This window comes from Bradyrhizobium sp. HKCCYLRH3061, assembly GCF_051168015.1.
Classification (GTDB): Bacteria; Pseudomonadota; Alphaproteobacteria; order Rhizobiales; family Xanthobacteraceae; genus Bradyrhizobium.
In genome coordinates this window covers 329,649-355,090 of sequence record NZ_JBNPUE010000003.1, presented here as the reverse complement: position 1 = coordinate 355,090, position 25,442 = coordinate 329,649, and the positions used below count along the sequence as shown (strand labels likewise).

The following is a 25,442-nucleotide window of genomic DNA, read 5'->3' as shown; positions in this document are numbered from 1 at the left end:
TTGTGGGGCATGCCTGCCCCGCGAACGCTCCGTAGGCGCCCGTGAGTCCCGCTGATGCAAGCAAAACACGCCGTTTGCACGCGAATAAATCTGCCCCTGTGAACAGCGGGACGAAGCCCTGTGGACAGCGCTCCGAACAAATTTTTCCGGTTTCGAATCCGCGAGGACTCGCCGATAGTTACGGCCATCACGATACCGGCACACGCCCTGGTTATCCCGTACTTTCCCCCATATTTAGTGTTTGGTTAGGGAACCCCCACTAGTCCTTGACGGGGGAAGCGGAGTCGTCCTAGCTTCCGGCCCGGTTCGGCGCACAGTCATGTTTCGGGTCTGGCCGGCCGCTTCCCTCGAGAGGGTTCGAAGACGACCACGCCGCCGTCCGTACGGCTGCGGGCGTGGGTCGCCGTCTGCCCTGTGTACCATCGCTGCGCCGCCGCGCTCCGGCGGGGAACCCACTAGATGTGGGGTCTCCCCTGCAGGGACGACGGAGCAGAGCGGCGGGAGTGACGCGTTGAGAACAGGCGGCGCAGGCAGCGGACGGGCTGCACGCGCCGCGCAGGAAGACGGGGCGAGACGCCGGACAACGGCGCAAGGCCTTCGGCTTCGAGGCTGAACAGATGCGGACCGGGCAACCGGTTGAACTGCGGCGGCAGACGAGTTTCCCGGCAGCGTCCGGGGACTTCCAGCCGCCGCCCTTGGATGCAATGATCCCGGCCGCCAACGACGCGGTCCGGCAAGAACTATTGGGGCTCGCGATGCGGATTGAACGGCGCAACACCACCGAAGGACAGTCGCCCTATGCAGGGATCGACTTCCGCCTGACCACGTCCGAGATCAAGAATCCGGATGGCTCCGTGGTGTTCCGGCTCGAGAATGTCGAGGTGCCCGAGTTCTGGTCGCAGGTCGCCTCCGACGTGCTGGCGCAGAAATATTTCCGCAAAGCCGGCGTCGCCGCGCGCCTGAAGAAGGTCGAGGAAGAGAGCGTGCCGTCCTGGCTGTGGCGCGCGGTGCCCGACACCGACGCGCTGGCCGCGCTCCCCGAGAACGAGCGCTACGGCAGCGAGCGCTCGGCCAAGCAGGTGTTCGACCGCCTCGCCGGCTGCTGGACCTATTGGGGCTGGAAGGGCAACTACTTCTCCTCGGAGGAGGACGCGGTGGCGTTCTACGACGAGCTGCGCTTCATGCTCGCCAAGCAGATGGTCGCACCGAACTCCCCGCAATGGTTCAACACCGGTCTGCACTGGGCCTATGGCATCGACGGCCCCGGCCAGGGCCACTATTACGTCGACTACAAGACCGGCAAGCTGACCAAGTCGAAGTCCTCCTACGAGCACCCGCAGCCGCACGCCTGCTTCATCCAGGGCGTCGAGGACGACCTCGTCAATGACGGCGGCATCATGGATCTGTGGGTGCGCGAGGCGCGCCTGTTCAAATACGGCTCCGGCACCGGCTCCAACTTCTCGCGGCTGCGCGGCGAAGGCGAGCGGCTGTCGGGCGGCGGCCGCTCGTCCGGCCTGATGAGCTTCCTCAAGATCGGCGACCGCGCCGCCGGCGCGATCAAGTCGGGCGGCACGACGCGCCGCGCCGCCAAGATGGTCGTGGTCGACGCCGACCATCCGGACATCGAGGCCTATATCGACTGGAAGGTGAAGGAGGAGCAGAAGGTTGCGGCGCTGGTCACCGGCTCCAAGATCAACCAGAAGCACCTCAAGGCCGTGATGAAGGCCTGCGTCAATTGCGAGGGCTCCGGCGACGACTGCTTCGATCCGGAGAAGAACCCGGCGCTGCGCCGCGAGATCAAGCTCGCGCGCCGCGCGCTGGTGCCCGACAACTACATCAAGCGGGTGATCCAGTTCGCCAAGCAGGGCTACAAGGACATCGACTTCCCGATCTACGACACGGACTGGGATTCGGAGGCCTACCTCACGGTCTCCGGCCAGAATTCCAACAACTCGGTGTCGCTGAAGGATGACTTCCTGCGCGCCGTCGAGACTGACGGCGACTGGAGCCTGATCGGCCGCACCAACAAGAAGGTCGTCAAGACGCTGAAGGCCAGGGATCTCTGGGAAAAAATCGGTCACGCCGCCTGGGCCTCGGCCGATCCCGGCCTGCACTTCAACACCACGATGAACGACTGGCACACGTGCAAGGCGTCCGGCGACATCCGCGCGTCCAATCCGTGCTCGGAATACATGTTCCTGGACGACACGGCGTGCAACCTGGCCTCGGCCAATCTGCTGACGTTCTACAACACGCAGACCAAGCACTTCGACGTCGGCGCTTACGAGCATCTCTGCCGGCTCTGGACGGTCGTGCTCGAGATCTCCGTGCTGATGGCGCAGTTCCCGTCGAAGGCGATCGCCGAGCTGTCCTACGAGTTCCGCACGCTCGGCCTCGGCTATGCCAATATCGGCGGCCTCTTGATGACCATGGGCCTGTCCTACGACTCGAAGGAAGGCCGCGCGCTGTGCGGCGCGCTCAGCGCGATCATGACCGGCATCGCCTACAAGACCTCGGCGGAGATGGCCGGCGAGCTCGGCGCCTTCCCCGGCTACAAGAAGAACGCCGCGCACATGCTGCGCGTCATCCGCAACCATCGCCGCGCGGCACGCGGCGAGGCGACCGGCTATGAGGCGCTGTCGGTCAACCCGGTGCCGCTCGACCACGCCCACTGCCCGCAGGTCTCGCTCGTCAGCCATGCCATCCAGGCCTGGGACGACGCGCTCGCGCTCGGCGAGACCAACGGCTATCGCAACGCCCAGGTCACCGTGGTCGCCCCCACCGGCACCATCGGCCTGGTGATGGATTGCGACACCACCGGCATCGAGCCTGACTTTGCGCTGGTGAAGTTCAAGAAGCTGGCCGGCGGCGGCTACTTCAAGATCATCAACCGCGCCGTGCCCGAAGCGCTGCGCGCGCTCGGCTATCGCGAGAGCGAGATCGCCGAGATCGAGGCCTATGCCGTCGGTCACGGCTCGCTGTCCAACGCGCCCGGCATCAACGCCTCGACCCTGAAGGCCAAGGGCTTCACCGACGAGGCGATCGCCAAGGTCGAGAAGGCGCTGCCGACCGCGTTCGACATCAAGTTCGTGTTCAACAAGTGGACGCTCGGCGAGGACTTCATCACCAAGCAGCTCGGCGTCTCGGCGGACGCGCTGGCCTCTCCGACCTTCGAGCTGCTCGCCGCCATCGGCTTCACCAAGCGCGAGATCGAGGCCGCCAACGTGCACATCTGCGGCGCGATGACGGTCGAGGGTGCCCCGCACCTCAAGGCCGAGCATTACGCGGTGTTCGATTGCGCCAATCCCTGCGGCAAGATCGGCAAGCGCTATCTCTCGGTCGAGAGCCACATCCGCATGATGGCGGCGGCGCAGCCGTTCATCTCGGGCGCGATCTCCAAGACCATCAACATGCCGAACGACGCCACGGTCGAGGACTGCAAGGCGGCGTATCTGCTGTCCTGGAAGCTCGCGCTGAAGGCCAACGCGCTCTACCGCGACGGCTCGAAGCTGTCGCAGCCGCTCAACTCGCAGCTCATCAGCGACGATGAGGACGAGGACGATGCGGTCGAGTCCTTCTACGAGAAGCCGCTTGCCGCGCGCGCCGCCCAGGTCTCGGAGAAGATCGTCGAGAAGCTGGTCGAGCGCATCGTGGTGATGCGCGAGCGCGAGAAGATGCCGGACCGCCGCAAGGGCTACACCCAGAAGGCGGTCGTCGGCGGCCACAAGGTGTATCTGCGCACCGGCGAGTATGATGACGGCCGTCTCGGCGAGATCTTCATCGACATGCACAAGGAGGGCGCGGCGCTGCGCTCCTTCATCAACAACTTCGCCATCGCGGTGTCGCTGGGTCTCCAGTACGGCGTGCCGCTGGAGGAGTATGTCGACGCCTTCACCTTCACCCGCTTCGAGCCGGCCGGCCCGGTGCAGGGCAACGACTCGATCAAATACGCGACGTCGATCCTCGACTACGTCTTCCGCGAGCTCGCCGTCAGCTACATGTCGCGCTTCGACCTCGCCCATGTCGACCCCTCCGAGAGCAACTTCGATGCGCTCGGCCGCGGCGTCGACGAAGGCAAGCCGTCGGAGGACGGACCGAGCCAGCAGGCCGCAAAATACGTCTCGCGCGGCCTGACCCGCTCCCGCACCGACAACCTCGTCGTGATGCGCGGCGGCACGTCAGGCGGCCACGCTGCTTCCGTTCCCTCCCCCCTTGTGGGGGAGGGTCAGGGAGGGGGGTCGCCGCGGATCTCCGCTCTCTCGACGTCGCGCGCCGGCGACGCCATCGACGGCGCCGTCGCGCTGAAGCAGGAGGCGCAGCACGACCTCTCGCCCACCGAGAAGCTCGAGGCCCTGCAATGGAGCAAGGCCGGCACGGCTGCGACCCAAGTCGCCTCCAAGGCCGAACGCCGCGCCGAAGCCAAGGCCAAGGGCTACGAAGGCGAGATGTGCTCGGAGTGCGGGAATTTCACGCTGGTCCGGAACGGCACCTGCATGAAGTGCGATACGTGCGGCAGCACGACGGGGTGTTCTTAGTACAAGGCCTCGCATGCTGCTCGCTCAGCGCAGCAGCAGATAGCGCACAAATGACAACAAAAGTTTGCGGCAAGCCTCGGCTTCGCCGCAAACTCCCAAAGCGAACGAAAAGTGAATCAACGCATCCCGATTAGCAATCCGCAATGGCAAGCAATAGTGAGCGTTACGTCCTTCCCTTAACCCGACCGCGGAGATCCAGCTAAGGTACTGGCGGCGACAGATGATTTGTCGGACGGAGCCTTGGTGTTTCGACAGGAGAGCCAACATGGCGACCAATCCTCCCAAGGGTGACGGCCATCGCAACGGTGCCGTTCGCGATCGTTCGCAGGTCTATAATCCTAAGACCGAAAACTGGACCAAACGCGACTCTGACACTGGTCGCTTCATGGACCAGAAGGCCGACGACAAGCCGTTCAAAGGGGTTCGCAAAGAAAAGTAAAATACCTCGCCGGCGAGTCGATAATACGGCGCCATCGGATGGGTTTGGCGAAAGCTAAGCCCCTCCCTGTATCCGGGAATGACTATCTGATCCAGCGAGCATAGGCATTATCGTTTGCGTCACTCACGTCCGCTCTTATGACAACACGACGCGGGACGCACAACTTCTTCCGTACGAGAACCATCGAGCACAGAGGATTCGACGACAGCAAGGAGTTCTAATGGACGACGAGAACGACGATCGCAAGGTCACCCGTCGCTCTAATGACGAGTGTCGGCGAATAGCCGAACGTACGAAGCACTATTACGGTATCGGAAGAACGTGGCCAGTAAATATTGGCCGCGTTCTTCGATCTGGAAAAATATTGACTCTTCGTGGCGAGAAGCCGCTCGTGTACAGGGTTGTTCCTGATCATGTCCTGGGATCAAAGGATGCGAAAACGGAACTGATCAACGGCTCTGTAATAATAACCGCAAAACAATCAGTCGACTCTACCATCATATGGGGTGATCGGCGAACGCGGATGACCATGTCGCATGAGCTTGGTCATGGGGTGATGCATGCCGAAGAAGGCACGGTTGACCATCGCGCGACCGGCGCCACTGGCACAACCACCATTTCCAAGATGAACGCGTCGGAATCGGCCGAACACCAAGCAAAGGTCTTCGCTTCCGCATTTCTGATCGACGATCAGCGAGCGGCAGAACTCGCCAATCCAACGGAGATCGCTCTAGAGTTTCTAGTCAGCATCTCAGCTGCAGAAATCTGTTTCGAGCGCCTTCAAGCAAAGCGCGAACGAGACGCTGCATCTGCAAGGATTTTGGAGGGAAGTAAAGCGTTTCAGGCTTTGGTCAACAAGTCTGAAGAGAGGAACCACTATTTGCAAGCCTTGTGCCCTTCTTGCAGGCGTCAAACCTTACTTCCTCTGGCAACAAAAGTAGGATGCAATGGAGAAGGCTGTGGATACATCGGCGACCATCCAGAAGACAACTAACACGTAAGACGATCACGGCGCATCGCAGCCGTATTGCGCTGGACCTCTACTACCCTCCTCGCGCCCGAAAGCCCAACAAATGAAAGGGCCACGGTGACGCAGTCTTTTTTTGGCTGAACGTCGCGGCGCTCGTCGGGAATACCCTCCACGCAGCCCACAGCAATTGCGCCGAGCCATCGGGCCGAATGAGCCCGGCATCGGGCTCAGCAACCGTGACGCAGGTCGGCGTGCGTGATCCGCCGCTTGACCGGAGCGGCGCGTTACGCTTCGCTAACGCGCCCTACGCAGCGAGCCCCCGGCTCACCTCCCTGCCCCATGCACCTCCACATCTTCTCCGATCTCCACGCCGACATGGCCGACATCAAGCCGATCGCGGCGCTGCCCGGGGTCGACGTGGTCGTGGTCGCCGGCGATGTCTGTGAGGGGGTGGTGAACGGGTTTGCGCGGCTGCGCGAGATCGTGGCGGAGGACGTGCCGATCGTCATGGTGATGGGCAACCATGAGTTCTATCACCGCACCTATCCGGAGGAGCTGACGCAGGCGCGCGCCGAGGCGGCGCGGTTCGGGGTGCATCTGCTGGAGAACGAGGCGGTCGTGCTCGCGGGCGTGCGCTTTGCAGGCTGCACGCTGTGGACCGACTATGCGATCTTCGGCCCCGGCAGCGAGGTCCACACCATGGCGGTCTGCCGCGACCGCATGAACGACCATCGCCGCATCACCTGGCGCAAGCAGCCCTGGCTGCGCTTCCGGCCGCAGGAGGCGCTCGGCCTGCACCGGACCTCCCGCACCTGGCTCACCGGCCTCCTCGAGACGCCGTTCGACGGCCCGACCGTCGTCGTCACCCACCACGCCCCCGGCTGGGGCTCGGTCGCCGAGCAATACCGGAATGACCGCGTCACCGCCGCCTACGCCTCCGACCTGTCGGCGCTGATCCAGGCGACGCAACCTGCGCTCTGGATCCACGGTCACACTATCAGATCGGCGCCACCCGCGTGGTCTGCAACCCGCACGGCTATGGCCGCGAGAACCCGGAATTCGATCCGGCCCTGGTCGTCGAGGTCCCGTAGCCCGGATGAGCGAAGCGACATCCGGGTTCATCGCAGGTGACGTGTGAGGCCCCGGATGTCGCTATCGCTCATCCGGGCTACGCGCGCTATCCGAATTGGCCGACGCTGCCTGCCGGCGCATTCAACTGGCTCGCTTGTGCTGGATCGAAGGTCGTTCACGACCTAGCGCTTCCCCCGCGCTTTGGTTGACTTGCATCAACAGCGCCGACGTGAATCCGCACCAAGCTGTCGTCGTCAGAGAAGCGGAGGCAGCATCATGGCCGATACGCAAGCGTCTCTCGTCCCGTCCCACGACACACCCGATCCGCACCGTCAGATCGATTCAGCCGCTTGGGCCGTCTTCTTCATATGGCTCGGCGTGGTCATGCTCGCCGGGCTTCCCTGGGGCTGGTTCCTGGTGGGTGTCGGCGTCCTCATCCTGGGTGCACAGATGGTGCGGACGCAACGGAGCCTGAAGGTCGACAGGTTCGGCGTGGTCATTGGATTCATCATTCTTGCGGCCGGCCTGTGGGATCTTCTTGCCTTGCCATTGCCGCTCATGCCGCTGATCCTGATCGTGCTGGGCGGATATCTGCTCTGGAAGACGCTTTCGACGACCGAAGCCCGCTAAAGCGGCGCGCGAAACATCAGGAGGCTCGGATGAGCGGGACAGCCCCGTAGGATGGGGGGCGGTTTGCAATGGTGGGCACGCGCCGCCTTGCGGCGGCGCTTTGCCCTACGGCGCTACTTGAAACACGCCGACTTGTCGTTCGGGTCGAACGAATTCCCCGGCATCGGCCGCAGCGGCGTCAGCTTGGAATTGGCGGCCAGCAGCCGCTTCGAATACGCGCCCAGCGCGGCGTTCATGGTGTTCAGCCGGTCCTGCGCGTCGGTCCGCTGGAGGGGCGCGGTGACGACGCCTGAGGCATACACCTCCGCGCGCGACCATTGCTGGCCCTGCACGATGCGGCCGACCAGGCGCGACTTCAAATCGGCGGCGCTGTCGCCGGCGGCGCTCTTGGCCCCGACGACATCAGGCGGCAGCAGGCCGGGGTTGACGATCCAGCCGCGCTGTTTGGCGACGTTGTTGCCGAACAGGATCAGCTCGTCCACCGTGTTGTTCAGCGCCACATAGTCGCGCAGCGGCAGGCTGGTGTCGCCGGTGCCGGTCTCCTGGACGTGACTCGCCAGATGCGGCCCCGTCGCGCAATAGGTGCCGAAGCTGAGCTTGATGCTGCCCGAGCTCATGGTCATGTAGCTGCCGACATCCGAGCCGCCCGGGGGCGACGGCGCGTCGTCGCCGCAGAAGGTGCCGTGCGAGGAGGCATCCTGCAGGGAGTGCAGATAGAGCCCGATCCTGGCGATCTGCACCGGCACCGGCGGCTTCCGGGGATCATCGAACAGCACCCCGGTGGTCCGGCTCTTGTCGTCCAGCCAGGACTTCAGCTGGGTGTAGTCGACATTGCCATTGCTGTTGTCGAGAATCTTCGGCCCCGAGGTGATGTTGATCGCCGGTCCGATGGCGTAGTTCTCCAAGAGCGGCACGTTGCCGCTGATCGGCACGTTCGCCAGGCATTTCGGGCCGCTGAAGTTCGACGACCCGTTCGGCGTGGTATATCCGGCGGTGCACAGCAGGCCCGGGCCGTCGTCGGGCTTCATCGCCCATTGCCGGAGGTCGTACAGCGTGCCCTGATAGACGCTGTCGATGGTCACGGGATAGCCGGGCGGCGGATAGTGGAACGGATACACCGCCTGCACGCCGCTGGCGCCGTGCACGTCGGTGCCCTGCCCGTTCGGCGAGAAGTTCAGCAGATAGTGATACAGCGGCCCGTCGGTGGTGTTGTTGGTGCGCTGGAAGCCGTTGAACTTGGCGGTGATGTAGCTGGCGCCGGAATTGGTCGAGGTCGCCTGCCCGCCGCACTGGTCGATCGGCGCATATTGCGCGTAGTCGGAGTTCTCGTTGTAGGCGGCGATCCAATAGGCGACGTCGGCGCGGTAGCCGAGCGCCTGGGCGATGAAATAGGTCGAGTCCGCATGGATCATGCTGCGGCCGGGCGGAATGACGGCGAACTGCACCGCCTCGAGCAGGCAGCCGCGGTTCAGCGCCTCCGCCGGATCCTTGCAGGCGCTCGCCGGCGCGAGACAATTCTTCAGCCCGTCCTTCACGCGCGGGATGCAGATGTCCTCCAGGAACGCGTGCGCGGGGCGCGGCGCGGTCAGGCCCCAGCCGAGGGCCACCGATGCGGCGACGACAGACATGGTCGACAATGCAAAACCGATGCGCATGAGAAACTCCTTTGGTGATTTGAAATTCAGCGGGCCAGGACTGCGCCATGGCAAAACGCCATGCGCCCGACCGGTGGGTTGAAACGCAGCTCGTCCGCGATGCGCGCATCACGGATTCGGCAAGCCCGATTTGATCCTATATCGGACGATTCATCAACCTATAGTTGCCAAAAATCACCGTTGCCGCGTAGCCCGGATGAGCGAAGCGACATCCGGGTTCATCGCTGGCGCTGCGGCAGACCCCGGATATCGCTTCGCTCATCCGGGCTACGGTCACCGCCACTTCGGATCGTTGATATGGTTGATGTCGTGATCGTCGGCGGTCCACTCGCGGATATGGACCGAGCCGTCGCGCGCGACTTCGATGAGCTTGTTCACGAGATCGGCGTTGCGGACGGAATAGAGATCGAGCGCCTTCTGAAACAGACTCATCTGCTCATCCCGCGTGCCCTTCGGGATCAGGATCACCAGCCCGGCATGTACGTCGAGCTTGGCATATTCCTTCAGGAAATCTCTGCGATTGTCGGTGACGATGATGTAGTCGTTCGCGCTTGCGAACCGCACCAGATTCCAGTCCTGCCAGCCGCTCTTGCCCAGATGGGTGACGTAGTCCGCCTGATAGCCGCGCGCCTTCCACTCCCACCAAGGCGCCGCTCAGGCACTCGTCGATCAGGAATCGTTCGCTCAGCGGGTGGCTGCCGCGTTCTCCGCCGATCGCCAATCGGCACCATAGGTGACCTCGGCCCAGCGGATCACCGCGTCGATGCCATCGATCGGCAGGCTCGGATAGTCGGCGAAGATCTCCTGCGCCGGATAGCCGGCGCGCAGGTAGGCCAGGATGGTTTCGGCGGGCACCCGTGTCCCGCGAACCACCGGATCGCCGCTCATGACCGTCGGATCACGAACGACCTCTGACCTGACGGCGACCTTGATGGTCATGACTGCCTTCCTTTCCCGCGGCTGTCATCATAGCGCGATAGGCGCCGGGGGGCGAGACGGGAATTTGGCTTCGTCCAAACACCGGAACGGTGGGCACGCGCCGCCTTGCGGCGGCGCTTTGCCCACCCTACGGTTCACCGCTCGCGACTGCGACCGAAGTGACGTGATCGCTCAGCGCAGCCCGCCGGTCACGTGCAGCGTCTCGCCGGTCACGTAGGACGCATCGTCCGAGGCGAAGAATGCCACCGCGGCGGCGATCTCCTCGGCCTTGCCGACGCGCGCGAGCGGCGTGGCCGTTTCGATCCAGTTGCGCATGTCGCCCTCGTGCAGGCCGGCGGCGACGACGCCCTCGGTGACGATCATGCCGGGATTGATGGTGTTGACGCGGATCCTGCGCGGCGCCAGCTCCTTCGACAGCACCGAGGAGATGGCGTCGACGGCGGCCTTGGTCGCGGTGTAGACGGCGGTGTTCGGCGGCGTCAGGGTGGACACGCCGGAGGAGATGTTGACGATGCTGCCGCCGGCCGGATTGAAATGCCGCGTGGCCTCCTGCGACACCAGCAGCAGGCCGAGCACGTTGACGTCGAACTGGCTGTGGAAGTGCTCCGGCGTGATGCCGTCGAGCGGCGCGAAGGCGTAGACGCCGGCATTGTTGACGAGGATGTCGATCGGGCCGAGCGCCTTCACCGTCTCGGCGACGATGGTCTTGACGTCGCCGGGATTGGCGAGGTTGCCGCCCACGGCCACCGCCTTGCCGCCCTTGCCGGTGATTCCCGCCACGACGCGGTCGGCGCCCTCCCGGCTGGAGCTGTAGTTGACGGCGACCGCGGCGCCTTCCTCGGCCAGCCGGGCCGCGATCGCGGCGCCGATCCCCTTGGACGCGCCGGTCACCAGCGCCACCTTGCCCTCAAGTCGCTTGCTCATCTTGCTCTCCACATTGCGCCGCCTGCGGCGTTTCCAGTTCAATCGTTCAGAACTAGTGAACTATTGAACGCGCGCAAGGCCGTCGCTATATGTTTTTCATGGCGCAGCTGTTTCACCCGTCGCGCGAGGACATCACATTAGCGGGAGTGCTGGCCGCACTCGCCGATCCCTTGCGGCTGCGCATCGTCAAGAGCCTGATGGAACGGAAGGACTGCATGTCCTGCACCGAGGCCGCGCCCTGCCCCGGCATCGCCAAATCGACGCTGTCGAACCATTTCCGGGTGTTGCGCGAGGCTGGCCTGATCCACACCACCAAGCAGGGCGTCGAGCATCGCAACGTCGTGCGCGAGGCCGACCTCAATGCCCGGTTCCCGAAATTGTTGAAGACGATCTTGGGATACGCCGAGTAGCGCCACGAAAACGGTCGGGGAAGGACCGACATCAAATCGGATAGCGCCATTTCAGCGCGCGGCGGAGGAAGAAGGCCGTGATCGCGACCATCGGTAGCGCGATCAGGTCGGCTCGCAAGACGGGACGCGGGAGGTGGATGAACATCGGCGTGAAGATCATGGCGAACAGCGCCAGCAGAAACGCCGTGTAAGTGTAATAGAGCGGTGATCGGAAAATGCCGGTGGGGGCCAGCTCGGCATGGGACATCGGCTGCGGCAGCAGGTGAGCGATCAGGAGACCGAGAAGGTCGGCGGCATCCATAAAGTCACTCTTCATCCGTTGCGCGACATCAAGCACTCGTGACATCGAGCACTGTGGTGCCGATCGCCCTCGCCGCGCCAGTCACACATCATATGTGTGTCATCATATGTGTGTCATCGCCAGCCGTTCACCGGTTCGATGTGCTCTGCAATTGCAGCCCGGATTGGTGCAGCGGACATCCGGGTTTATCACCGCCGCGATGGGCGCCCCCGGTAATCGCTTCGCGCATCCGGGATACGAGGCGGCGTCATCACTTGGCGTCATTGCGAGCGCAGCGAAGCAATCCAGGGCCCAGCAAGGACACTCTGGATTGCTTCGCTTCGCTCGCAATGACGGCGAGAGTCGTGACCGCGCCCTACTTCTCCTCTTCCATCGTCACGGCCACCGCGCCGATGGCCGACAGCCGCACCTTGTCGCCTTCGACGCCGGCGATTAGGCCCTTGTCGATGAAGTGATGATGCCCCTTGTGGCTGCCCTCGCCGCCGTCCTTCCTGGTCAGCTTGATGCGGTTGCCGTCGACGCGGTCGACGGTGCCGACATGCGCGCCGTCGGCGCCGATGACTTCCATGTGTTCCCTGATGTCCAGCATGACGAACTCCTCTGCGGCTGATGTGAGCGCTGCGTCAACCGGCTGATGAGACAACGGTTCCGCTGCCCGGCGGGTCGCGCGTCATTGCGAGCGCAGCGGCTGTTCGCCCCATCAGGCTTCTGTCTTGCCGCCGCCCCGCACTTCCGACAAAAATAAATCTCTTGCCATTTATCCGAATTCATGATCATCTCTCCCCATCCCGGCCCGCCGAGAGGGGCGCATCGCGATCGTCACGAGACGTGGGCCGGAGATGCGGTGGCTGTGGGTGTGCCGCAGCGGGCTCGAGGCCCGCCGACGAACGGCACGCTTGCGGACGTGAAGACGCGTGGTCCTGGCGCCCCGAAGCTGGCGCCAAGTGCGGCGGTGATGATGATCCCGCCGTGCGACGGTGGCTACAAGCCGGACACCGGGGAGATCGCGTTATAAGCGTGAAAACCATCGCGCGGGGAATGCCGGGATGCCTCGGCTGAACCTGTGGTGACTGCCGCCTGCTTATCTTCTGCAGGCGGGCCATGGGTGCGGCCAGCGCCCGGCATTCCCCGCGCCCTCTCCCTTCAGAGGGCCGACGACCGGCAAGGCTCGGGCGCCATCGGCGCCGCGGGATCGCGTCCGCTTGGCCGATGCTAGGCCTTGCGCACGGTGCCGAGGAAGCCCTCCACTGCCACGCGGAAACGATCGGCATCGGTGGACATGCGGCGGACGGAGTCGACCATTGCCGCGCCCGCATTGCCGGTCTGGCGGTTGAGCGCTGCGACCGAGCCGATCGTGTCGGTCACGGCGCGGGTGCCCTGGGCGGCATGCTGGAAGTTGCGCGAGATCTCGGTGGTGGCGGCGCGCTGCTCTTCGACCGCCGCGGCGATCGCCGTCATCTTCTCGTCGATGCTGGAGATGTTGTGGCTGATGGCGCGGATCGCCTCGACCGACTCGCCGGTGGCGGCCTGGATCTCGGCGATCTGGCGGGTGATGTCGTCGGTCGCGGTCGCCGTCTGCGCCGCGAGGTTCTTGACCTCGCCGGCGACCACGGCGAAGCCGCGGCCGGCTTCGCCGGCGCGCGCGGCCTCGATGGTGGCGTTGAGCGCCAGCAGGTTGGTCTGCGCGGCGATCGCGGTGATCATCTTGACCACCTCGCCGATACGGTTGGCGGCGCGGTCGAGCATCTCGACGGTGGCGTTGGTCTGCGCGGCCTTCTCCACCGCCTGGCGCGCATCGGCCGCGGAGGCCTGCACTTGCGCGGCGATCTCGGAGACCGATGCGGTCAGCTCCTCGGTGGCGGCGGCGATGGTCTCGAGATTGCTGGTCGCGGTCTCCGCGGCGCTGGCGACCGCGGCGGTCTGCTCGGTGGACTCGTCGACCAGCTTGCGGACGTCGCCGGCGCTGGAATCGAGCTGGCCGGTCGAGTTGCCCATGCTGACGATGACCGCCTGCACGGTGTCGTCGAAGCTCTTGCAGGCGCTGTCGATCGCCTGCGAGCGCTCCAGCCGCCGGCCCTGGTCGAGCTCGCGCTCGCGCGACAGCCGGTCGGCGGTGGCGGCGCTCTCGCGCAGGCCCTCGAGGGCGGCAGCCATGGCGCCGAACTCGTCGGCATGAGCGAATTGCGGCACCGGGGTCTGGTAGTCGCGCTGGCCGATGCGCTGGATCGCCTGCATCAGGACGCCGACCGGGCGCATCAGGCGGACGCGCACCGCGCGCAGCGCCAGGCCGGCCACCACGAGCGCGGCCAGGAAGGCGAGCGACTGGACGACCAGGCTGCTCAGCGCGGCGGTCCTGATCTCCTCGGCGCGCGCGATCGAGCCGTCGAGCGCGGTCATGCCGACGGCGATGATGCCGGCGAACGGGCCCTGGCAGAACGCGTTCCATTCCGGCGCCGGCATCGCCGGCTTGCCGCTGCCGTCAAACCCCTTGGTGAGCTGGTCCATGCGCTGATGGGCGGCCTCGACCTCGGTGCGCGAGGTCTTCACGGCCCCGGCGAGCGCGGTGCTGCCGCCCCCCGCCAGGAGGTCGTCGAGCCCGGACCAGCCGGCGGCGACGGTGCCGCGCCATTGCGCGACCGCGCCCTTCTGGGTGTCGTCGAGCGGCTTGGAGGCGTTGATGTTGGGACGCAGCGCCGAGCATTGCAGGCCGTAGCGGTCGCGGACCTGCCAGGCCAGCCGCCGCGCCTGCACCATCTTGGCGATCGCCGGATCGGTCATCCAGGCGCGGTTCGAGACGGCGAGCGAGGCGGCGTTGGCGACGTCCAGCGTCTTGGTCATTGCCTGGTACCAGGCCTGCGTACGCGCCAGCACGCGTTCGGCACGCGGCTTCGCGGCTTCATCGAACAGCAGCTTGAACTGCGGAACCGTGGCGTCCCAGCTCGATTTCAACCCGGCCAGGAGGTCGTCGCGCTCGGGCATGTCGACGCCGGCGAGCGCGGCGACAATGCCGTCATAGCCCTTGGCCTCGATGCCCTGATATTCGGTGAGCTTGGCGCGCGGATCGTCCTCGCTCAGCAGCACGCTCTGGATGTCGCCGCGGTGGGCGCGCATGACCAGGACGTTCTGGAAGATCGCCTTGTCGGCCGCGGTCAAATGCTCCGTCGCGACGCTCTCGCGATAGCGGCCCGCGGCGCCGCTCATCAGGATCGCCGTGGACACCAGGATGCCCGCCGCCAGCACCGACAACAGCACCATCAGCAGAGTACTGACCGATTTCTTCATCACGCGCCGCCCCACACCAGAAAGTGGCAGGATGACGCGATTGCACAAATTCTTCCTTAACCATGGACCGGCACACCGGCGCCCGAGGTAATCAGTTGCCGAAATCCCCTGCTCCACGCCAACAAAAAATGCGCAAGCCGCAACGCGGCAGACGTTGGCGCGCGCTGCGGCGCGATGCGAAGCGAATCGCAGGGCGCGGTGCGCAGCGGCTGGGCCGGACGGTGGGCGCGGCGCCGCGGTGGATCAAGATCACCTGCGGCGCCTTGGTGCTGCTCCTGACCTTCGCGCTGGTCAATCTGGCCTATCACGTCCTGCGCAAGCCGACCGAGCTGTTCGTGGTGACCGGTCATTCGCTCGACAAGGAGCCGGAGGAGACGTGGCGCCAATATGGCGCGCTGTTCCGTGAGAGCTCGACAGGATCGATCACGCCGGAGTTGCTCGCCGCCCTGGCGCAGACCGAGAGCTCGGGCAATCCGGTGGCGCGCACCTATTGGCGCTGGCGCCTCGCGTGGAATCCGTTCGCGCTGTATCAGCCGGCTTCCAGCGCCGTCGGCTTGTTCCAGATGACCGACGGCGCCTTTGCCGACGCCGCACGGTTCTGCATCCGGGATCACGAGGTGGTCAGCGACGGCTGCGGGTCGCCGAGCCTGTACGTCCGCGCATGGCCGGCGCATGCGGTGGCGCTGACGGTGATCTCGCTCGACCGCCAGGTCGCCGCCGTGCTCGCACGGCAGCCTGGCGCCAAGCCGAGCGCGCAGCAGCGGCAGGATCTCGCAGCCGTCATTCATCTGTGCGGCGCCGGGCCGGCGGCCGGATTCGCGCGGCGCGGCTTCAAGCCGGCCGATGGCGAGCGCTGCGGCGACCATTCGGTCGCGGGCTATCTCGGCCGCGTCAATGCGATGAAGAAGCAGTTTCAGAAGCTCTCGGCGGCGGAGCGGAGCTAGCGCATGGCGCCCGCTCGGCGACATCGAGAGCCCGCCCGGTTCCGCGTTAAGCACGTCGGATTCACTGATGTGGGCAAAGCGCGCCCGTTAAGACATTGGCAACGAACTGCCGCGCATTTTCTCCGTCCCATTAGTACAGGAGTCACCATGTCAGAGATCGGCATTCCCGGCGCGCGCATCCGGTCCTTCATCGAGCGGATCGAGCACCTCGACGGCGAATTGGCGGAGCTGAACGAGCAGAAGAAGGAAGTGTTCGCCGAGGCCAAGGGCGAAGGCTTCGACGTCAAGATCCTGAAGGAGATCATCAAGCTCAGGAAGCAGGACCAGGACGAGCGCGACGAGCACGAGACGCTGCTCGACACCTATCTCCGGGCGATGGAAGCGGCCGAGACCGGGCCGGCCAGCAAGACCCCCGAGCGCAAGGCGGCGTGACGCTGCCGACCGACGAAGGCGGCGCGCAGCCGATCTGCGCCGCGCGCTGCCCTCCCCCGGGATTTTTCTTGCCCGGTTCCATCCGAGCCTCTAACGCTGCGCTACGCTTCTGCCGCGCCCGAGGATAAGATGACCGACGCAATGACCTGCCCGCAATGCCGCTCCGAGCACGCCTATCAGGACGGCGCGCTGTGGGTCTGTCCCGAATGCGGCCATGAATGGAGCGGCGACGCCGCCCTTGCGGCAGCGGCCGGCGACGACGCCAGCATCCGCGACGCCAACGGCAACGTTCTGACCGACGGTGACAGCGTCATCGTCATCAAGGACTTGAAAGTGAAGGGATCGTCGTCCGTCGTGAAGGGCGGCACCAAGGTGCGCAACATCCGCCTGCAGGAGGCGAGCGACGGCCACAACATCGCCTGCAAGATCGACGGCATCGGCCAGATGAACCTGAAGTCGGAGTTCGTGCGCAAGGCGTAGGGCCTCGTGCTCCCGGAACATTCGCGACGCCATGGCGTTCGGATCAACAACGGGAGGATGGCCATGCTGACGGACGACCAGATCGCGACGCTTTCGGATATCGGCCAGGCAATCGCCTTCTCACCCGACCGGCAGGACGAACTCGATGGACTGATCCGCGAGGGTTATGTCGCCAAGGACGGCGACATCTACGAGCTGACGGCGAAGGGGCAGAAGATCCTGACCGATCGAGGTGCCGGATTGAACGAGGCCTGACGACGCGGAGGCTCCCAGCACCGGGCGTCGGGGCGTCTATATCAGCGCCACCGGAAGTCTGGCATCAGGCCGGATATCATCCTGGGGATCGACGGTTCGTCTGCGGACGCCCGTGCGAACCGAACTCTGATTCAGCCAATGAACGGCGATACTCCGCCCGAAGCCCCCGAAGCCAATGTCCGCGAGCGCCGCAGGACTGCGCAGGCGCTGCCTGTTATTTGACGCAATAGGCCCCGCTCAGCCTCGGCACTCAGGCCGAACCACGCAACACGAGCAAATCGCCAAATGATCGAGCAGCAAACACGGGCCAGTTGCCGAACGCTGCGTGATCCAAGCAGTGAATCCATCACGCTTCTGTCGCCATGAAGTGACACCCGTAGCAATCCGTCCCGTAGCAGCACGACCTGGATTCATAACTTGGCATGAACTCTGCTTTCTCGATCCTGACCGGGTCCCACTCTTTGGAGGCAGAATCAACGTGCTCGTCACTCTCGTCGCAATGCTATGCAACGGCCAGCTCTGCATGGAGAAGGTCGTCACCAACAGCGAGATGTCCGGCATCACGATGACATCCTGCGCCGTCAGCGCGCAGATCGGAATCGCAGACTGGATGTCCAAGGGTCCCTATCACGAGTGGCATCTGCAGAGTTACAAGTGTGTCGCCGGCAAGTACGTGCCGAAAACCAGCGCCTGATCCGCTTTGTCCGTCCGGCCGGCGACCGGATATCCGGGGCCGGCCGGACGGAGGAGCTCTGCACGGCTGTCGAATGTTCGACCCCAGCCGCGTCGCATTCGGGACACCGCAGCAAAAAACTGCTGCCGTTCGCATGCAAACGAGCCCTGAATCGGCGAATTCGATGCGCAATGGCGCTGGCCCGCTTCGTGCAACGCCCCTCAGCGACAATGAGGGGATGACGTCATGCCGTTCTATAGCTTCCATTGCGCGGCCTGCGCAGAGGATGTCGAGTTGCTGATCGGGATTTCTGAAAGGCCTGTCTGTCCGACCTGCGGCAGTCGCAAGCTGACCCGCCTTCCCTCGCTGCCGGCGCCGCCGGCGCGCAGCCCCGGCCTGATCAAGGCCGCTCGCAGCCAGGCAGCACGCGAGGGGCACTTCAGCAACTACAGCCGCGCTGAACGGAAGAAACGCTGACCCGGTCGGGCGCCCGGCGCTCAGCCTCAATCCGATGTGATCTGCACCTCCGGCACGTCATCCTCGGGATCGTCGATGTCGAGGCCGTCCTCCTCGTCCAGATCGATCCCGGAGAGGCAGATGTCACCGTCGTCGATCACAAGCTCGACCGCAGCCAACGTCCGGCCCTGACAGGGCCCGATGAAGCATTGTCCGGTATCGAGGTCGAACTGGGCACCATGCTCGCCACAAACGAGGAAATTGCCTTCCTCGTCCATGAACTCGCCCGGATGCTTGTCGAGGCGGGCGCCCTGATGCGGGCAGGCATTCTCGAAGCCGTAGAAATTGTTGCCCTTGCGCGTGACCAGGATCGGCCAAGGCTTGGCACTGCCGTCGGGCTCGCGGCGCTGGAGAACGAAGCCACGCGCCGCGCCATCGTCCACCTCATAGGTCGCGCAGATCGCAAACAGCGTGCTCATCGTCCGCCTCTTCTCGCCTCGCTTGGCGTTTTGGCGCATCCGCGACATCGCAGGTGCGCTGAAGAGGCTCGCAGCAAGCAGCATGCCAGCCAGTGCCTGACAGGCAGATCGTGGGCCTCAGGCCGGTGGCATGCCGAGGCGACCGATCCCGGGAAATTTCAGCGCCGGCCGGCGCAGATCGACGCCGAGAACTCCCCCGAAGAAGTTCAGCTCGACGCCTTCGATCCACCCGACGGTGACACCGAGATAGCCGCCGAGCGATACGAACAGACCGGTCCCGGACGCCGTGCGCCCCCACCAGCCGTCAAAGGGGAAGTCCTTGCCGATTGCGGTCGGCGGCAGCACGGCGTTCAGCTCAGGAACCGCGTTCAGGGCCGCCTGCACGAAGGTGTTCGAATTCGGTCCCGGCCAAGCATTGTAGTCGCCATAGGCGCGGAAGCGGTAGTTCTCGATCACGCTGCGGATCCTCGGAATCACCCGCTCGGCTTCTTCGCCGTCGACGGCCAGCACCGTCTCCGGCAACGCGCCGAACCAGCGACCATCGGGCGCGAAGCCATCGACCCGGATCGGCTCACCCCACGCGGTGTAGTCGTAGCGGGTGTAGCGCGGGCCGCCCTTCTCCTTCACGACGATCCAAGTGTGGACGGCGAAGATGCCACGCCAACGCACCGTGCGCGCAGCGAATACGCGAACCACCGCGTCGGCATGCTGCGCCGGCGATGGCAGCAGACCCGCGCTCGAACGGTCCGCGGTCTGCCAGCTGCCGCGGCGATCGCCGCGCAGATAGTTCGCGGCCGACAGCGAGATGGGCACGAAGATGAGCAGCAGGAAAGCGAGCACGGGCTTTTTCACGATAGGCGAGAACAATGGGGAGGCATCGAGGAATGACATCCATGTAGTCATCGCACCCGCCGTCGCCAGCGCCGGCCTGCACGCCGCCTTCACAATCCGGACACCACGCCAGTGCTGAAGACTCAGTGCCGGCGGAAACCACCGCCCGGGCCGGAACGCCCGCCACCGCGAGGGCCGCTGACGCCCACACGCGCAGCACCCATGGCGGGGCCGCCCCCAATATGCGCCAAACCGATTTGCGGCGAAGTCCCGATCATGCGCATGCCGCCCATCTGCGCGCGGGCGCTCTGCGGCGCACCGCTGCTTCGGCTCATCAACGGCTGCACCATGGGTGGCGTTGCAACTCGCGCGGGACCACCAGCCACGACCGGAGGTGCGGCGGGGCCGGCGGCCGTCGCAGGCGGCACACGACCTTGCATGCCCGAAGGCGGTCCGGATCGTTGGCCTGTGCCGGCGGCCGCGCCCGGCTGGATCACCCCGCCGGGACCGCGCCCCGGCATCCCCGGGGTCATGCCAGGCTGAGGCGGATTTTGCGCCATGACCGGCGGATGGCGATGCCAGTAGCGGTTCCAGAACGCATGCCGATGATACCAAGGCCGGCCGAAATAGAAGCTGCTCCAATAGGTGGTCAGCGTGAAGCCGACAGTCGGCACGTACTCGACATATTCTGGCAGCTCAACGTACTGCTCACGATACAGATAGGCGAGCGTCCGCGCCGCGACCCAGCCGCGTTCGCCTCCGAAGCTGACATCGCACCACGCGCCGCCTTGAATGCAGCCATGGATGGTGATCCTGGCACCGGCCGGAATGCGCTCGACGACGGGAAAACCGGGGCCCGGCCCTGCGCGCATGGTGGCCGCAGTGCGCACCAGGCCCGGCGCAGCCACGGCCAGCGAGGCGGACGTGGCAATCAACAGCGCAGCAACGAGACACGTTCTGAGTTTCACCACGGGCACCCTCCTGTCTGTTTGCCGGAGCGAGCTCGGGCGCGAGACTCTCGTGCCCGCATGCGCGGCTCAGGCATCCACTTTACAGGGATGGTCGCAGACTATCGCGGCAACCTCACGGCGCTCCGTTGTCGGAGAGGAGTTGCGCTGCTCCACCGAGAGCGCGGCGAAATGCTTCGTCGAACGTCACGCCACGGAATTGCCACCGGTCCTGCTTGCCGGCGCGATCGAGGCGCCATTGCGTGACCCAGCCCAGCTCGGCATCGTCCCAGGTGAGATCGCCAAAGAGCAGGACATCGGCTCCGGGAAACCACGACGCGACCGCCGCGGGCTGGACATCGTTCAACTTGGTGCGCTCAATAGCGGCCTTCGAGACCTCGGAGGCGCTTGGCAGAGCGATCTCGAGCCCACGCTTGACAGCCGCTGCGCGCAGCGCGTCGCGCTGCAGATCGGACCTCCGGTCGTCGGATGCAACGAAGAAAGTGCGACCGCCCGACGTCATCGTCACGATCACGCCAATCGACGGGCGCGGCGCCGGCCACGGCTTGATGTTCAAGCTCGCAAGCAACTGATCGATCCGCGCGCGATCGAATGACACGGTCAGGTCATATGGACGGTCGCGCGTGCCCTGCTCGTCATGCTTCGGCTTGCCCGACATCTGATCGTGATAATCGAAGCCGATGACGAACTCCGCGGCCCGCGCCTCGAGTGGTGCGAGCCTTGCATCGTTTCTGAGCTGAAATGCACCGGACACCTTGATCAGCACGTCTTCCAGACATGCTGCAAAGGCCGCCCGGCGATTGTCCTCGCCCTGACCGGTCACGACCGTCTGCGCCTGGTACAGGTCGGTCGGGGCCGCAGTCGCAATAGTGCAGTTCCCGACGACCATCATCATCCAGAGCCCGAGACGCCATACGCCCCGTCCGCGGAGAGCACCGCACTGTCTCATCGCGCCCCTCGATCCGGCTATGACGGCTATTTCTGCCGATCGAGCTTGACGATCGTGGGTGTGGCGGCATCAGACGTCGAGAACGTCACGCGATCGCCGGCGTGGATGTTCTCGATCATGGCGTTGTCCTTGATCTTGAACTCCTGGGCTGCTCCGGCCGTGTTGGCGCCAACGGTTCCATCGGGAATGCGCTTGATCGCGATCGTGCCGTTGAGACGGTTGATCCCCGTGACCATGCCCGCCGTCCCCTGCTCCGCTGCCAGGGCGGGCAGAGTTCCCACAAACATGGCGACCGTCGTCAGAATGATGCCAACTGCTCTCATCGCTGTTCTCCTGCCTTGCTTTTCGCGGCAAACAAAACACCACGAATTCTTTGGTTCCCCGAAAGGCCGCAACCCGAGCCACACTCTGTGAATCGCCGCTGCAGATCCTTATGTCGGCCGATGCGGCCTACACGAGCTCGAGCAAGGCGCAACCGCATAGCCTCATCGACCGGCTGCCCTCATGTAATGATTTGCACGGGTTTGTCATCACTCCAAGGCGGACCAGGGTCTCTCCGCGCGCGCAGGATCGACCGGACCTGTCACGTCGAATTCATCAATGCGTCATGTTGCGCCTTGACAGCGCCGGCCGCCGGGAGGACGATCATCGCTGTCGTCCATTGCGGTAGCCGTTCAGGGTGCCGATGATGTTGGAACGACGACGATCCATCTGATTGCAGGGAGGTTCAATGACTCCACCTCCGTACCAGGTCCGCTGAGTGCGACGGTAATCGCTCGGACCATCGCATAGCGGCAAATCACGAACGGCACGCCGGGTCGCGGCTTTGTGGGCTGCATCAGCGAGGCATGGCCCCTTGCCCACCCGGCGCTGTGCCGTGAATCTGGATCATCGGATCAGTGCGAACTCGGCAGCTCTCATTTGGGGAGCTGTGGTTCTGTGGTCCTCCCACGCGCCTCCAAACGCAATCCATCGTCAACGCAATCCGTCGTCAGCCAATCCGTCGTCCGCGTAGTCGATCGTCAACCGAGGCACGGCGGGCGCATGGGCCACCCGCCGCTCGCGTCGCACAATGCCGTAGCTACTTGTCCGTAGCTACTTCGCCGCAGCTACTTGCTGTAGTCGTAGAAGCCCTTGCCGGTCTTGCGGCCGAGCTGGCCTGCGGCCACCATTTCCTTCAGCAACGGCGCCGGCCGATACTTCGGATCGTTGAAGCCGTTGTAGAACACCTCCATCACCGACAGCATCGTGTCGAGTCCGATCAGATCGGCCAGCGCCAGCGGACCGATGGGATGATTGCAGCCGAGCTTCATGCCCTCGTCGATGTCCGCCGCGGTCGCAATGCCTTCCGAATACGCGAAGATCGCCTCGTTGATCATCGGGCACAGGATGCGGTTCACGGCAAAGCCCGGGCTGTTCTTCGCGGTGATCGCGACCTTGCCGATCCGCTTGGCGAAATCGGCGGCGGCCGCATGGGTCGCATCCGAGGTCTGCAGGCCGCGGATCAGCTCGAGCAGCGCCATCATCGGCACCGGATTGAAGAAGTGCATGCCGATGAAGCGGTCGGGCCGATCGGTGGCGGTGGCCAGCTTGGTGATCGAGATCGAGGAGGTGTTGGTCGCGATCAGCGCCTCGGGCTTCAGGCCGGCACAGAGGTCCTTGAGGATCTTGAGCTTCAGCTCCTCGTTCTCCGTGGCGGCCTCGATGACGAGATCGCAGCTCGACAGCTTCGCCTTGTCGGCAGTGCCGGTGATCAGCGACAGCGCCTTGTCCTTGTCGGCGGCCGTCATTTTCTCCTTCTTGACCAGGCGATCGAGGCTGGAGCCCACCGTGGCGAGCCCGCGCGCCACCGCCTGCTCGGAGATGTCGACCATGACGACCGGTACGCCCGCGGCCGCGCAAACCTGCGCGATGCCGTTGCCCATGGTGCCTGCTCCGATGATGCCGACCGTCTGAATCATTGCCGCTTCCTCTCAGTCTCTTCCGCGGGGACCGCCCCGTCCTGCGCCGTTGCTTAACAGGCTATCGGCCCGCGGGGTAGACCCAACGCAAGGGCTGAGAACGGGCCGGCTGCCCCGCGGTTCGCCGGCATCGGGAAGCGGGCGCATCCGGCCGGGTTGGTCCGCATGCGCAGGAACGGATGCAACCTGCTCTGGTTGGTCTCGTGCCCGCCGAGACGAGCCGCGCCCGCGGCACGGCATCGGGCGTCCCCGAGCGTTTCGACCCAATGACGCGAAGAATGGAGGAGGACATGGGACTGGCTCAATACGCCATCGTCGCGGTCGACGATCATTGGAGCGTTCTGCATGACGGCAACGCCCATGGCGACTACGCGACCAAGGAGGCTGCGTTCGAATCCGCTGCATCAGCCGCGACGCTGGCCATCAAGCAAGGCCACGAGGTGCATCTCAGCGTTCCGGGCAATGACCCAGATCGATCGAACAACTAATCAGCACCGCGACGCTGTCGTCTTGTTCCAACAGGACCTCCAGGGATAGTGAACTGCACGCTAACGTGTGTTAGCGACACAAGGCCGGCAGGCTCGCAGACTCCTGTTTGAAGCAACAGGAGTTCGCCATGAGCGTCACCCGGAACCGGCGTAAGCAGACAGTGTCGTTCGGCCAGCGGCTGCAGCAGGCTGCAACAGCTGCCCGCGAAGCGGCAGCACGTCTTCCCGTAGGCCCCGAGCGCGACATCATGCTGAAGAAGGCGATGCAGGCGGAGACGGCGGCGCATATCAACGAGCTGTTGAGCGCCCCGGTGCTGCACGCCGCCGAGCGCTAGAGCGCGCGCCGTATCGTCTGCTGCGGCTTTGAAAGGAACCCGAACGCCCTCACGACGCTTTGCTTTCGAGGTCTGGTCTCGGCGAGAGGACGATGATGGCCCGGGTCGTGATCGGCACATCGGGATGGCACTACGGGTCCTGGCGCGGCGCGTTCTTTCCGCCGGGACTGCTGATCAGACATCAGCTGCCCTACTACGCCAGCCAGTTCGAGACCACGGAGCTGAATGGCGTGTTCTACAGGACGCCGACGGAAGCTGCCGTCCGTGGCTGGCGCGATCAGACCGGGCCCGATTTCGTTTTCGCCTGGAAGGCCTCCAAGTTCATCACGCATTGGAAGCGCCTCTCTGCGCGCTCGGTCAACAGCATCGCGCTGATGGAGAGCCGGCTGTCGCTGCTCGGCGACAAGGCTGGCCCCGTGCTGTTCCAGCTGCCGCCGCAATTCGAAGCGAATCGAGAACGGCTCGAGTCGTTTCTCCCGCTGCTGCCGACGCACCGGCGCTACAGCTTCGAATTCCGTCACCCGAGCTGGTACACACCGGCGATCATGCGCCTGCTGAGGGACGCGAACATCTCGCTCTGCCTGTCGGACCATCACGACGCGCCGGCGCCGTGGAGGCGGACGGCCGATTTCGTCTATGTGCGCGGCCATGGCCCGGGCGGCCGCTACAAGGACAACTATCCGGACGCGACACTCGAAGCCTGGGCCAAGCGCATTCGCGCCTGGGCGTCGCACGGCATCGACGTCTACGTCTATTTCGACAACGACCAGAAGAGCGCGGCGCCCGCCGACGCTCTGCGGCTACGCCGGCTGCTCGCGGCATCTTCTCACCAGGCACGCCGCGCCGCGCGCGCCAGTTCGTCGGGACATCGTGCACATCTCTCGGTTTAGGTTTGCGACCCGGTGTCGCTGTTCGAGCGCTATGCGAAGGGCGGCGACAATCCGGCGCTGAAGGACGGGGCCGGCAAGACCCTGCCGGCCCTGCAGCATCATCTCGACATGGCGCAGACCCTCGACAAGGGCAAGTGAGCGAACG

28 protein-coding genes and 2 pseudogenes are annotated in these 25,442 nt (G+C 64.9%); 16 read left to right on the top strand and 14 right to left on the bottom strand.

Annotated elements, in window-relative coordinates; all coding sequences use genetic code 11:
* Window positions 1–755: 755 nt before the first annotated feature.
* Window positions 756–4,535 (top strand): vitamin B12-dependent ribonucleotide reductase, encoded by a 3,780-nt coding sequence (locus tag ACQR2C_RS08460; RefSeq protein ID WP_434880896.1) that lies wholly within the window; start codon window positions 756–758, stop codon window positions 4,533–4,535.
* Window positions 4,536–4,559: 24 nt separating this feature from the next.
* Here the strand turns inward: ACQR2C_RS08460 and ACQR2C_RS08455 are convergent, their stop codons facing one another.
* The gene (locus tag ACQR2C_RS08455; protein WP_434880895.1) at window positions 4,560–4,802 is read right to left on the bottom strand and encodes a hypothetical protein; all 243 of its coding nucleotides are present in this window, start codon (window positions 4,800–4,802) and stop codon (window positions 4,560–4,562) included.
* Between ACQR2C_RS08455 and ACQR2C_RS08450 the strand changes: the two genes are divergently transcribed.
* From ACQR2C_RS08450 to ACQR2C_RS08435, 4 genes are all read left to right on the top strand, one after another.
* Window positions 4,801–4,974, top strand: a complete 174-nt coding sequence (locus tag ACQR2C_RS08450; RefSeq protein ID WP_434880894.1) for a hypothetical protein — start codon at window positions 4,801–4,803, stop codon at window positions 4,972–4,974. The genes ACQR2C_RS08455 and ACQR2C_RS08450 overlap by 2 nt on opposite strands.
* A 220-nt stretch (window positions 4,975–5,194) precedes the next feature.
* Window positions 5,195–5,968: an ImmA/IrrE family metallo-endopeptidase gene (locus tag ACQR2C_RS08445; protein ID WP_434880893.1), complete on the top strand. Its 774-nt coding sequence runs from the start codon at window positions 5,195–5,197 to the stop codon at window positions 5,966–5,968.
* A 315-nt stretch (window positions 5,969–6,283) separates the two neighbouring features.
* The gene (locus ACQR2C_RS08440) at window positions 6,284–7,075 is read left to right on the top strand and encodes a metallophosphoesterase (RefSeq protein WP_434880892.1); all 792 of its coding nucleotides are present in this window, start codon (window positions 6,284–6,286) and stop codon (window positions 7,073–7,075) included.
* A gap of 216 nt (window positions 7,076–7,291) precedes the next feature.
* Window positions 7,292–7,645, top strand: coding sequence for a hypothetical protein (locus tag ACQR2C_RS08435; protein ID WP_434880891.1), 354 nt, complete (start codon window positions 7,292–7,294; stop codon window positions 7,643–7,645).
* A gap of 113 nt (window positions 7,646–7,758) precedes the next feature.
* Here ACQR2C_RS08435 and ACQR2C_RS08430 read toward each other — a convergent pair whose 3' ends face one another.
* The 4 genes and pseudogenes from ACQR2C_RS08430 to ACQR2C_RS08415 form a co-directional block, all read right to left on the bottom strand.
* Entirely contained in the window at window positions 7,759–9,300 is a 1,542-nt protein-coding gene (locus ACQR2C_RS08430) for a hypothetical protein (protein WP_434872715.1), read from the bottom strand.
* A 273-nt stretch (window positions 9,301–9,573) separates the two neighbouring features.
* Window positions 9,574–9,924 (bottom strand): annotated as a pseudogene (locus ACQR2C_RS08425) (DUF5615 family PIN-like protein); the annotation flags it as partial.
* A gap of 60 nt (window positions 9,925–9,984) precedes the next feature.
* Window positions 9,985–10,239 (bottom strand): DUF433 domain-containing protein, encoded by a 255-nt coding sequence (locus ACQR2C_RS08420; RefSeq protein WP_315800195.1) that lies wholly within the window; start codon window positions 10,237–10,239, stop codon window positions 9,985–9,987.
* 171 nt (window positions 10,240–10,410) lie between these two features.
* Window positions 10,411–11,163: an SDR family NAD(P)-dependent oxidoreductase gene (locus tag ACQR2C_RS08415; RefSeq protein WP_434872714.1), complete on the bottom strand. Its 753-nt coding sequence runs from the start codon at window positions 11,161–11,163 to the stop codon at window positions 10,411–10,413.
* Window positions 11,164–11,261: 98 nt separating this feature from the next.
* Between ACQR2C_RS08415 and ACQR2C_RS08410 the strand changes: the two genes are divergently transcribed.
* A complete protein-coding gene (locus tag ACQR2C_RS08410) occupies window positions 11,262–11,573 on the top strand; it encodes an ArsR/SmtB family transcription factor (RefSeq protein WP_316180812.1) in 312 nt (103 codons plus the stop codon).
* A gap of 31 nt (window positions 11,574–11,604) precedes the next feature.
* On the opposite strand, the gene ACQR2C_RS08405 is transcribed toward ACQR2C_RS08410, so the two are convergent.
* The 3 genes from ACQR2C_RS08405 to ACQR2C_RS08395 form a co-directional block, all read right to left on the bottom strand.
* Entirely contained in the window at window positions 11,605–11,910 is a 306-nt protein-coding gene (locus ACQR2C_RS08405) for a hypothetical protein (protein ID WP_434872713.1), read from the bottom strand.
* Between the two features lie 319 nt (window positions 11,911–12,229).
* Window positions 12,230–12,463: a DUF2171 domain-containing protein gene (locus ACQR2C_RS08400; RefSeq protein ID WP_434872712.1), complete on the bottom strand. Its 234-nt coding sequence runs from the start codon at window positions 12,461–12,463 to the stop codon at window positions 12,230–12,232.
* A gap of 623 nt (window positions 12,464–13,086) precedes the next feature.
* Window positions 13,087–15,156 (bottom strand): methyl-accepting chemotaxis protein, encoded by a 2,070-nt coding sequence (locus tag ACQR2C_RS08395; protein WP_316236602.1) that lies wholly within the window; start codon window positions 15,154–15,156, stop codon window positions 13,087–13,089.
* Between the two features lie 128 nt (window positions 15,157–15,284).
* On the opposite strand from ACQR2C_RS08395, the gene ACQR2C_RS08390 reads away from it, so the two are divergent.
* The 6 genes from ACQR2C_RS08390 (at window position 15,285) to ACQR2C_RS08365 (ending at window position 18,417) form a co-directional block, all read left to right on the top strand.
* Window positions 15,285–16,100 carry a transglycosylase SLT domain-containing protein gene (locus ACQR2C_RS08390; protein ID WP_434845905.1) on the top strand — a complete coding sequence of 272 codons (816 nt, stop codon included), beginning with the start codon at window positions 15,285–15,287 and terminating at the stop codon, window positions 16,098–16,100.
* A 147-nt stretch (window positions 16,101–16,247) separates the two neighbouring features.
* Entirely contained in the window at window positions 16,248–16,532 is a 285-nt protein-coding gene (locus ACQR2C_RS08385) for a DUF2312 domain-containing protein (RefSeq protein WP_315712263.1), read from the top strand.
* A gap of 129 nt (window positions 16,533–16,661) precedes the next feature.
* On the top strand, window positions 16,662–17,012 hold the full coding sequence (locus ACQR2C_RS08380; protein WP_316215682.1) for a zinc ribbon domain-containing protein YjdM: 351 nt from the start codon (window positions 16,662–16,664) through the stop codon (window positions 17,010–17,012).
* 63 nt (window positions 17,013–17,075) lie between these two features.
* Window positions 17,076–17,267, top strand: coding sequence for a hypothetical protein (locus ACQR2C_RS08375; protein ID WP_315712266.1), 192 nt, complete (start codon window positions 17,076–17,078; stop codon window positions 17,265–17,267).
* A gap of 478 nt (window positions 17,268–17,745) precedes the next feature.
* A complete protein-coding gene (locus ACQR2C_RS08370; RefSeq protein ID WP_316215681.1) occupies window positions 17,746–17,961 on the top strand; it encodes a hypothetical protein in 216 nt (71 codons plus the stop codon).
* A 225-nt stretch (window positions 17,962–18,186) separates the two neighbouring features.
* The gene (locus tag ACQR2C_RS08365; RefSeq protein ID WP_315800203.1) at window positions 18,187–18,417 is read left to right on the top strand and encodes an FmdB family zinc ribbon protein; all 231 of its coding nucleotides are present in this window, start codon (window positions 18,187–18,189) and stop codon (window positions 18,415–18,417) included.
* A 26-nt stretch (window positions 18,418–18,443) separates the two neighbouring features.
* On the opposite strand, the gene ACQR2C_RS08360 is transcribed toward ACQR2C_RS08365, so the two are convergent.
* The 6 genes from ACQR2C_RS08360 to ACQR2C_RS08335 form a co-directional block, all read right to left on the bottom strand.
* Entirely contained in the window at window positions 18,444–18,875 is a 432-nt protein-coding gene (locus ACQR2C_RS08360) for a Rieske (2Fe-2S) protein (protein ID WP_434880890.1), read from the bottom strand.
* 117 nt (window positions 18,876–18,992) lie between these two features.
* Window positions 18,993–19,715 (bottom strand): DUF3750 domain-containing protein, encoded by a 723-nt coding sequence (locus tag ACQR2C_RS08355; protein ID WP_316180819.1) that lies wholly within the window; start codon window positions 19,713–19,715, stop codon window positions 18,993–18,995.
* A gap of 134 nt (window positions 19,716–19,849) precedes the next feature.
* A complete protein-coding gene (locus tag ACQR2C_RS08350; protein ID WP_434880889.1) occupies window positions 19,850–20,677 on the bottom strand; it encodes an SH3 domain-containing protein in 828 nt (275 codons plus the stop codon).
* A gap of 112 nt (window positions 20,678–20,789) precedes the next feature.
* Entirely contained in the window at window positions 20,790–21,569 is a 780-nt protein-coding gene (locus ACQR2C_RS08345; RefSeq protein WP_434880888.1) for a DUF2066 domain-containing protein, read from the bottom strand.
* Between the two features lie 80 nt (window positions 21,570–21,649).
* On the bottom strand, window positions 21,650–21,946 hold the full coding sequence (locus tag ACQR2C_RS08340; protein ID WP_315800206.1) for a copper-binding protein: 297 nt from the start codon (window positions 21,944–21,946) through the stop codon (window positions 21,650–21,652).
* Between the two features lie 786 nt (window positions 21,947–22,732).
* The gene (locus ACQR2C_RS08335) at window positions 22,733–23,584 is read right to left on the bottom strand and encodes a 3-hydroxybutyryl-CoA dehydrogenase (protein WP_434880887.1); all 852 of its coding nucleotides are present in this window, start codon (window positions 23,582–23,584) and stop codon (window positions 22,733–22,735) included.
* A 290-nt stretch (window positions 23,585–23,874) separates the two neighbouring features.
* Between ACQR2C_RS08335 and ACQR2C_RS08330 the strand changes: the two genes are divergently transcribed.
* The 4 genes and pseudogenes from ACQR2C_RS08330 to ACQR2C_RS08315 all read left to right on the top strand — a co-directional run.
* Entirely contained in the window at window positions 23,875–24,072 is a 198-nt protein-coding gene (locus ACQR2C_RS08330) for a hypothetical protein (protein ID WP_315755672.1), read from the top strand.
* A gap of 128 nt (window positions 24,073–24,200) precedes the next feature.
* Window positions 24,201–24,407, top strand: coding sequence for a hypothetical protein (locus ACQR2C_RS08325; protein WP_315800208.1), 207 nt, complete (start codon window positions 24,201–24,203; stop codon window positions 24,405–24,407).
* A gap of 95 nt (window positions 24,408–24,502) precedes the next feature.
* Window positions 24,503–25,297 carry a DUF72 domain-containing protein gene (locus tag ACQR2C_RS08320; protein ID WP_316215902.1) on the top strand — a complete coding sequence of 265 codons (795 nt, stop codon included), beginning with the start codon at window positions 24,503–24,505 and terminating at the stop codon, window positions 25,295–25,297.
* 6 nt (window positions 25,298–25,303) lie between these two features.
* Window positions 25,304–25,435 (top strand): annotated as a pseudogene (locus ACQR2C_RS08315) (DUF4142 domain-containing protein); the annotation flags it as partial.
* Window positions 25,436–25,442 lie beyond the last annotated feature (7 nt).

Bases quoted from the DNA above. Each gene is read 5' to 3' on its own strand.
- ACQR2C_RS08460 (WP_434880896.1), top strand. From the start codon at position 756: ATGCGGATTGAACGGCGCAACACCACCGAAGGACAGTCGCCCTATGCA.
- ACQR2C_RS08450 (WP_434880894.1), top strand. From the start codon at position 4,801: ATGGCGACCAATCCTCCCAAGGGTGACGGCCATCGCAACGGTGCCGTT.
- ACQR2C_RS08455 (WP_434880895.1), bottom strand. From the start codon at position 4,802: ATGTTGGCTCTCCTGTCGAAACACCAAGGCTCCGTCCGACAAATCATC.
- ACQR2C_RS08445 (WP_434880893.1), top strand. From the start codon at position 5,195: ATGGACGACGAGAACGACGATCGCAAGGTCACCCGTCGCTCTAATGAC.
- ACQR2C_RS08440 (WP_434880892.1), top strand. From the start codon at position 6,284: ATGCACCTCCACATCTTCTCCGATCTCCACGCCGACATGGCCGACATC.
- ACQR2C_RS08435 (WP_434880891.1), top strand. From the start codon at position 7,292: ATGGCCGATACGCAAGCGTCTCTCGTCCCGTCCCACGACACACCCGAT.
- ACQR2C_RS08430 (WP_434872715.1), bottom strand. From the start codon at position 9,300: ATGCGCATCGGTTTTGCATTGTCGACCATGTCTGTCGTCGCCGCATCG.
- ACQR2C_RS08420 (WP_315800195.1), bottom strand. From the start codon at position 10,239: ATGACCATCAAGGTCGCCGTCAGGTCAGAGGTCGTTCGTGATCCGACG.
- ACQR2C_RS08415 (WP_434872714.1), bottom strand. From the start codon at position 11,163: ATGAGCAAGCGACTTGAGGGCAAGGTGGCGCTGGTGACCGGCGCGTCC.
- ACQR2C_RS08410 (WP_316180812.1), top strand. From the start codon at position 11,262: ATGGCGCAGCTGTTTCACCCGTCGCGCGAGGACATCACATTAGCGGGA.
- ACQR2C_RS08400 (WP_434872712.1), bottom strand. From the start codon at position 12,463: ATGCTGGACATCAGGGAACACATGGAAGTCATCGGCGCCGACGGCGCG.
- ACQR2C_RS08395 (WP_316236602.1), bottom strand. From the start codon at position 15,156: ATGAAGAAATCGGTCAGTACTCTGCTGATGGTGCTGTTGTCGGTGCTG.
- ACQR2C_RS08390 (WP_434845905.1), top strand. From the start codon at position 15,285: ATGCGCAAGCCGCAACGCGGCAGACGTTGGCGCGCGCTGCGGCGCGAT.
- ACQR2C_RS08385 (WP_315712263.1), top strand. From the start codon at position 16,248: ATGTCAGAGATCGGCATTCCCGGCGCGCGCATCCGGTCCTTCATCGAG.
- ACQR2C_RS08380 (WP_316215682.1), top strand. From the start codon at position 16,662: ATGACCGACGCAATGACCTGCCCGCAATGCCGCTCCGAGCACGCCTAT.
- ACQR2C_RS08375 (WP_315712266.1), top strand. From the start codon at position 17,076: ATGCTGACGGACGACCAGATCGCGACGCTTTCGGATATCGGCCAGGCA.
- ACQR2C_RS08365 (WP_315800203.1), top strand. From the start codon at position 18,187: ATGCCGTTCTATAGCTTCCATTGCGCGGCCTGCGCAGAGGATGTCGAG.
- ACQR2C_RS08360 (WP_434880890.1), bottom strand. From the start codon at position 18,875: ATGAGCACGCTGTTTGCGATCTGCGCGACCTATGAGGTGGACGATGGC.
- ACQR2C_RS08345 (WP_434880888.1), bottom strand. From the start codon at position 21,569: ATGATGATGGTCGTCGGGAACTGCACTATTGCGACTGCGGCCCCGACC.
- ACQR2C_RS08340 (WP_315800206.1), bottom strand. From the start codon at position 21,946: ATGAGAGCAGTTGGCATCATTCTGACGACGGTCGCCATGTTTGTGGGA.
- ACQR2C_RS08335 (WP_434880887.1), bottom strand. From the start codon at position 23,584: ATGATTCAGACGGTCGGCATCATCGGAGCAGGCACCATGGGCAACGGC.
- ACQR2C_RS08330 (WP_315755672.1), top strand. From the start codon at position 23,875: ATGGGACTGGCTCAATACGCCATCGTCGCGGTCGACGATCATTGGAGC.
- ACQR2C_RS08325 (WP_315800208.1), top strand. From the start codon at position 24,201: ATGAGCGTCACCCGGAACCGGCGTAAGCAGACAGTGTCGTTCGGCCAG.
- ACQR2C_RS08320 (WP_316215902.1), top strand. From the start codon at position 24,503: ATGGCCCGGGTCGTGATCGGCACATCGGGATGGCACTACGGGTCCTGG.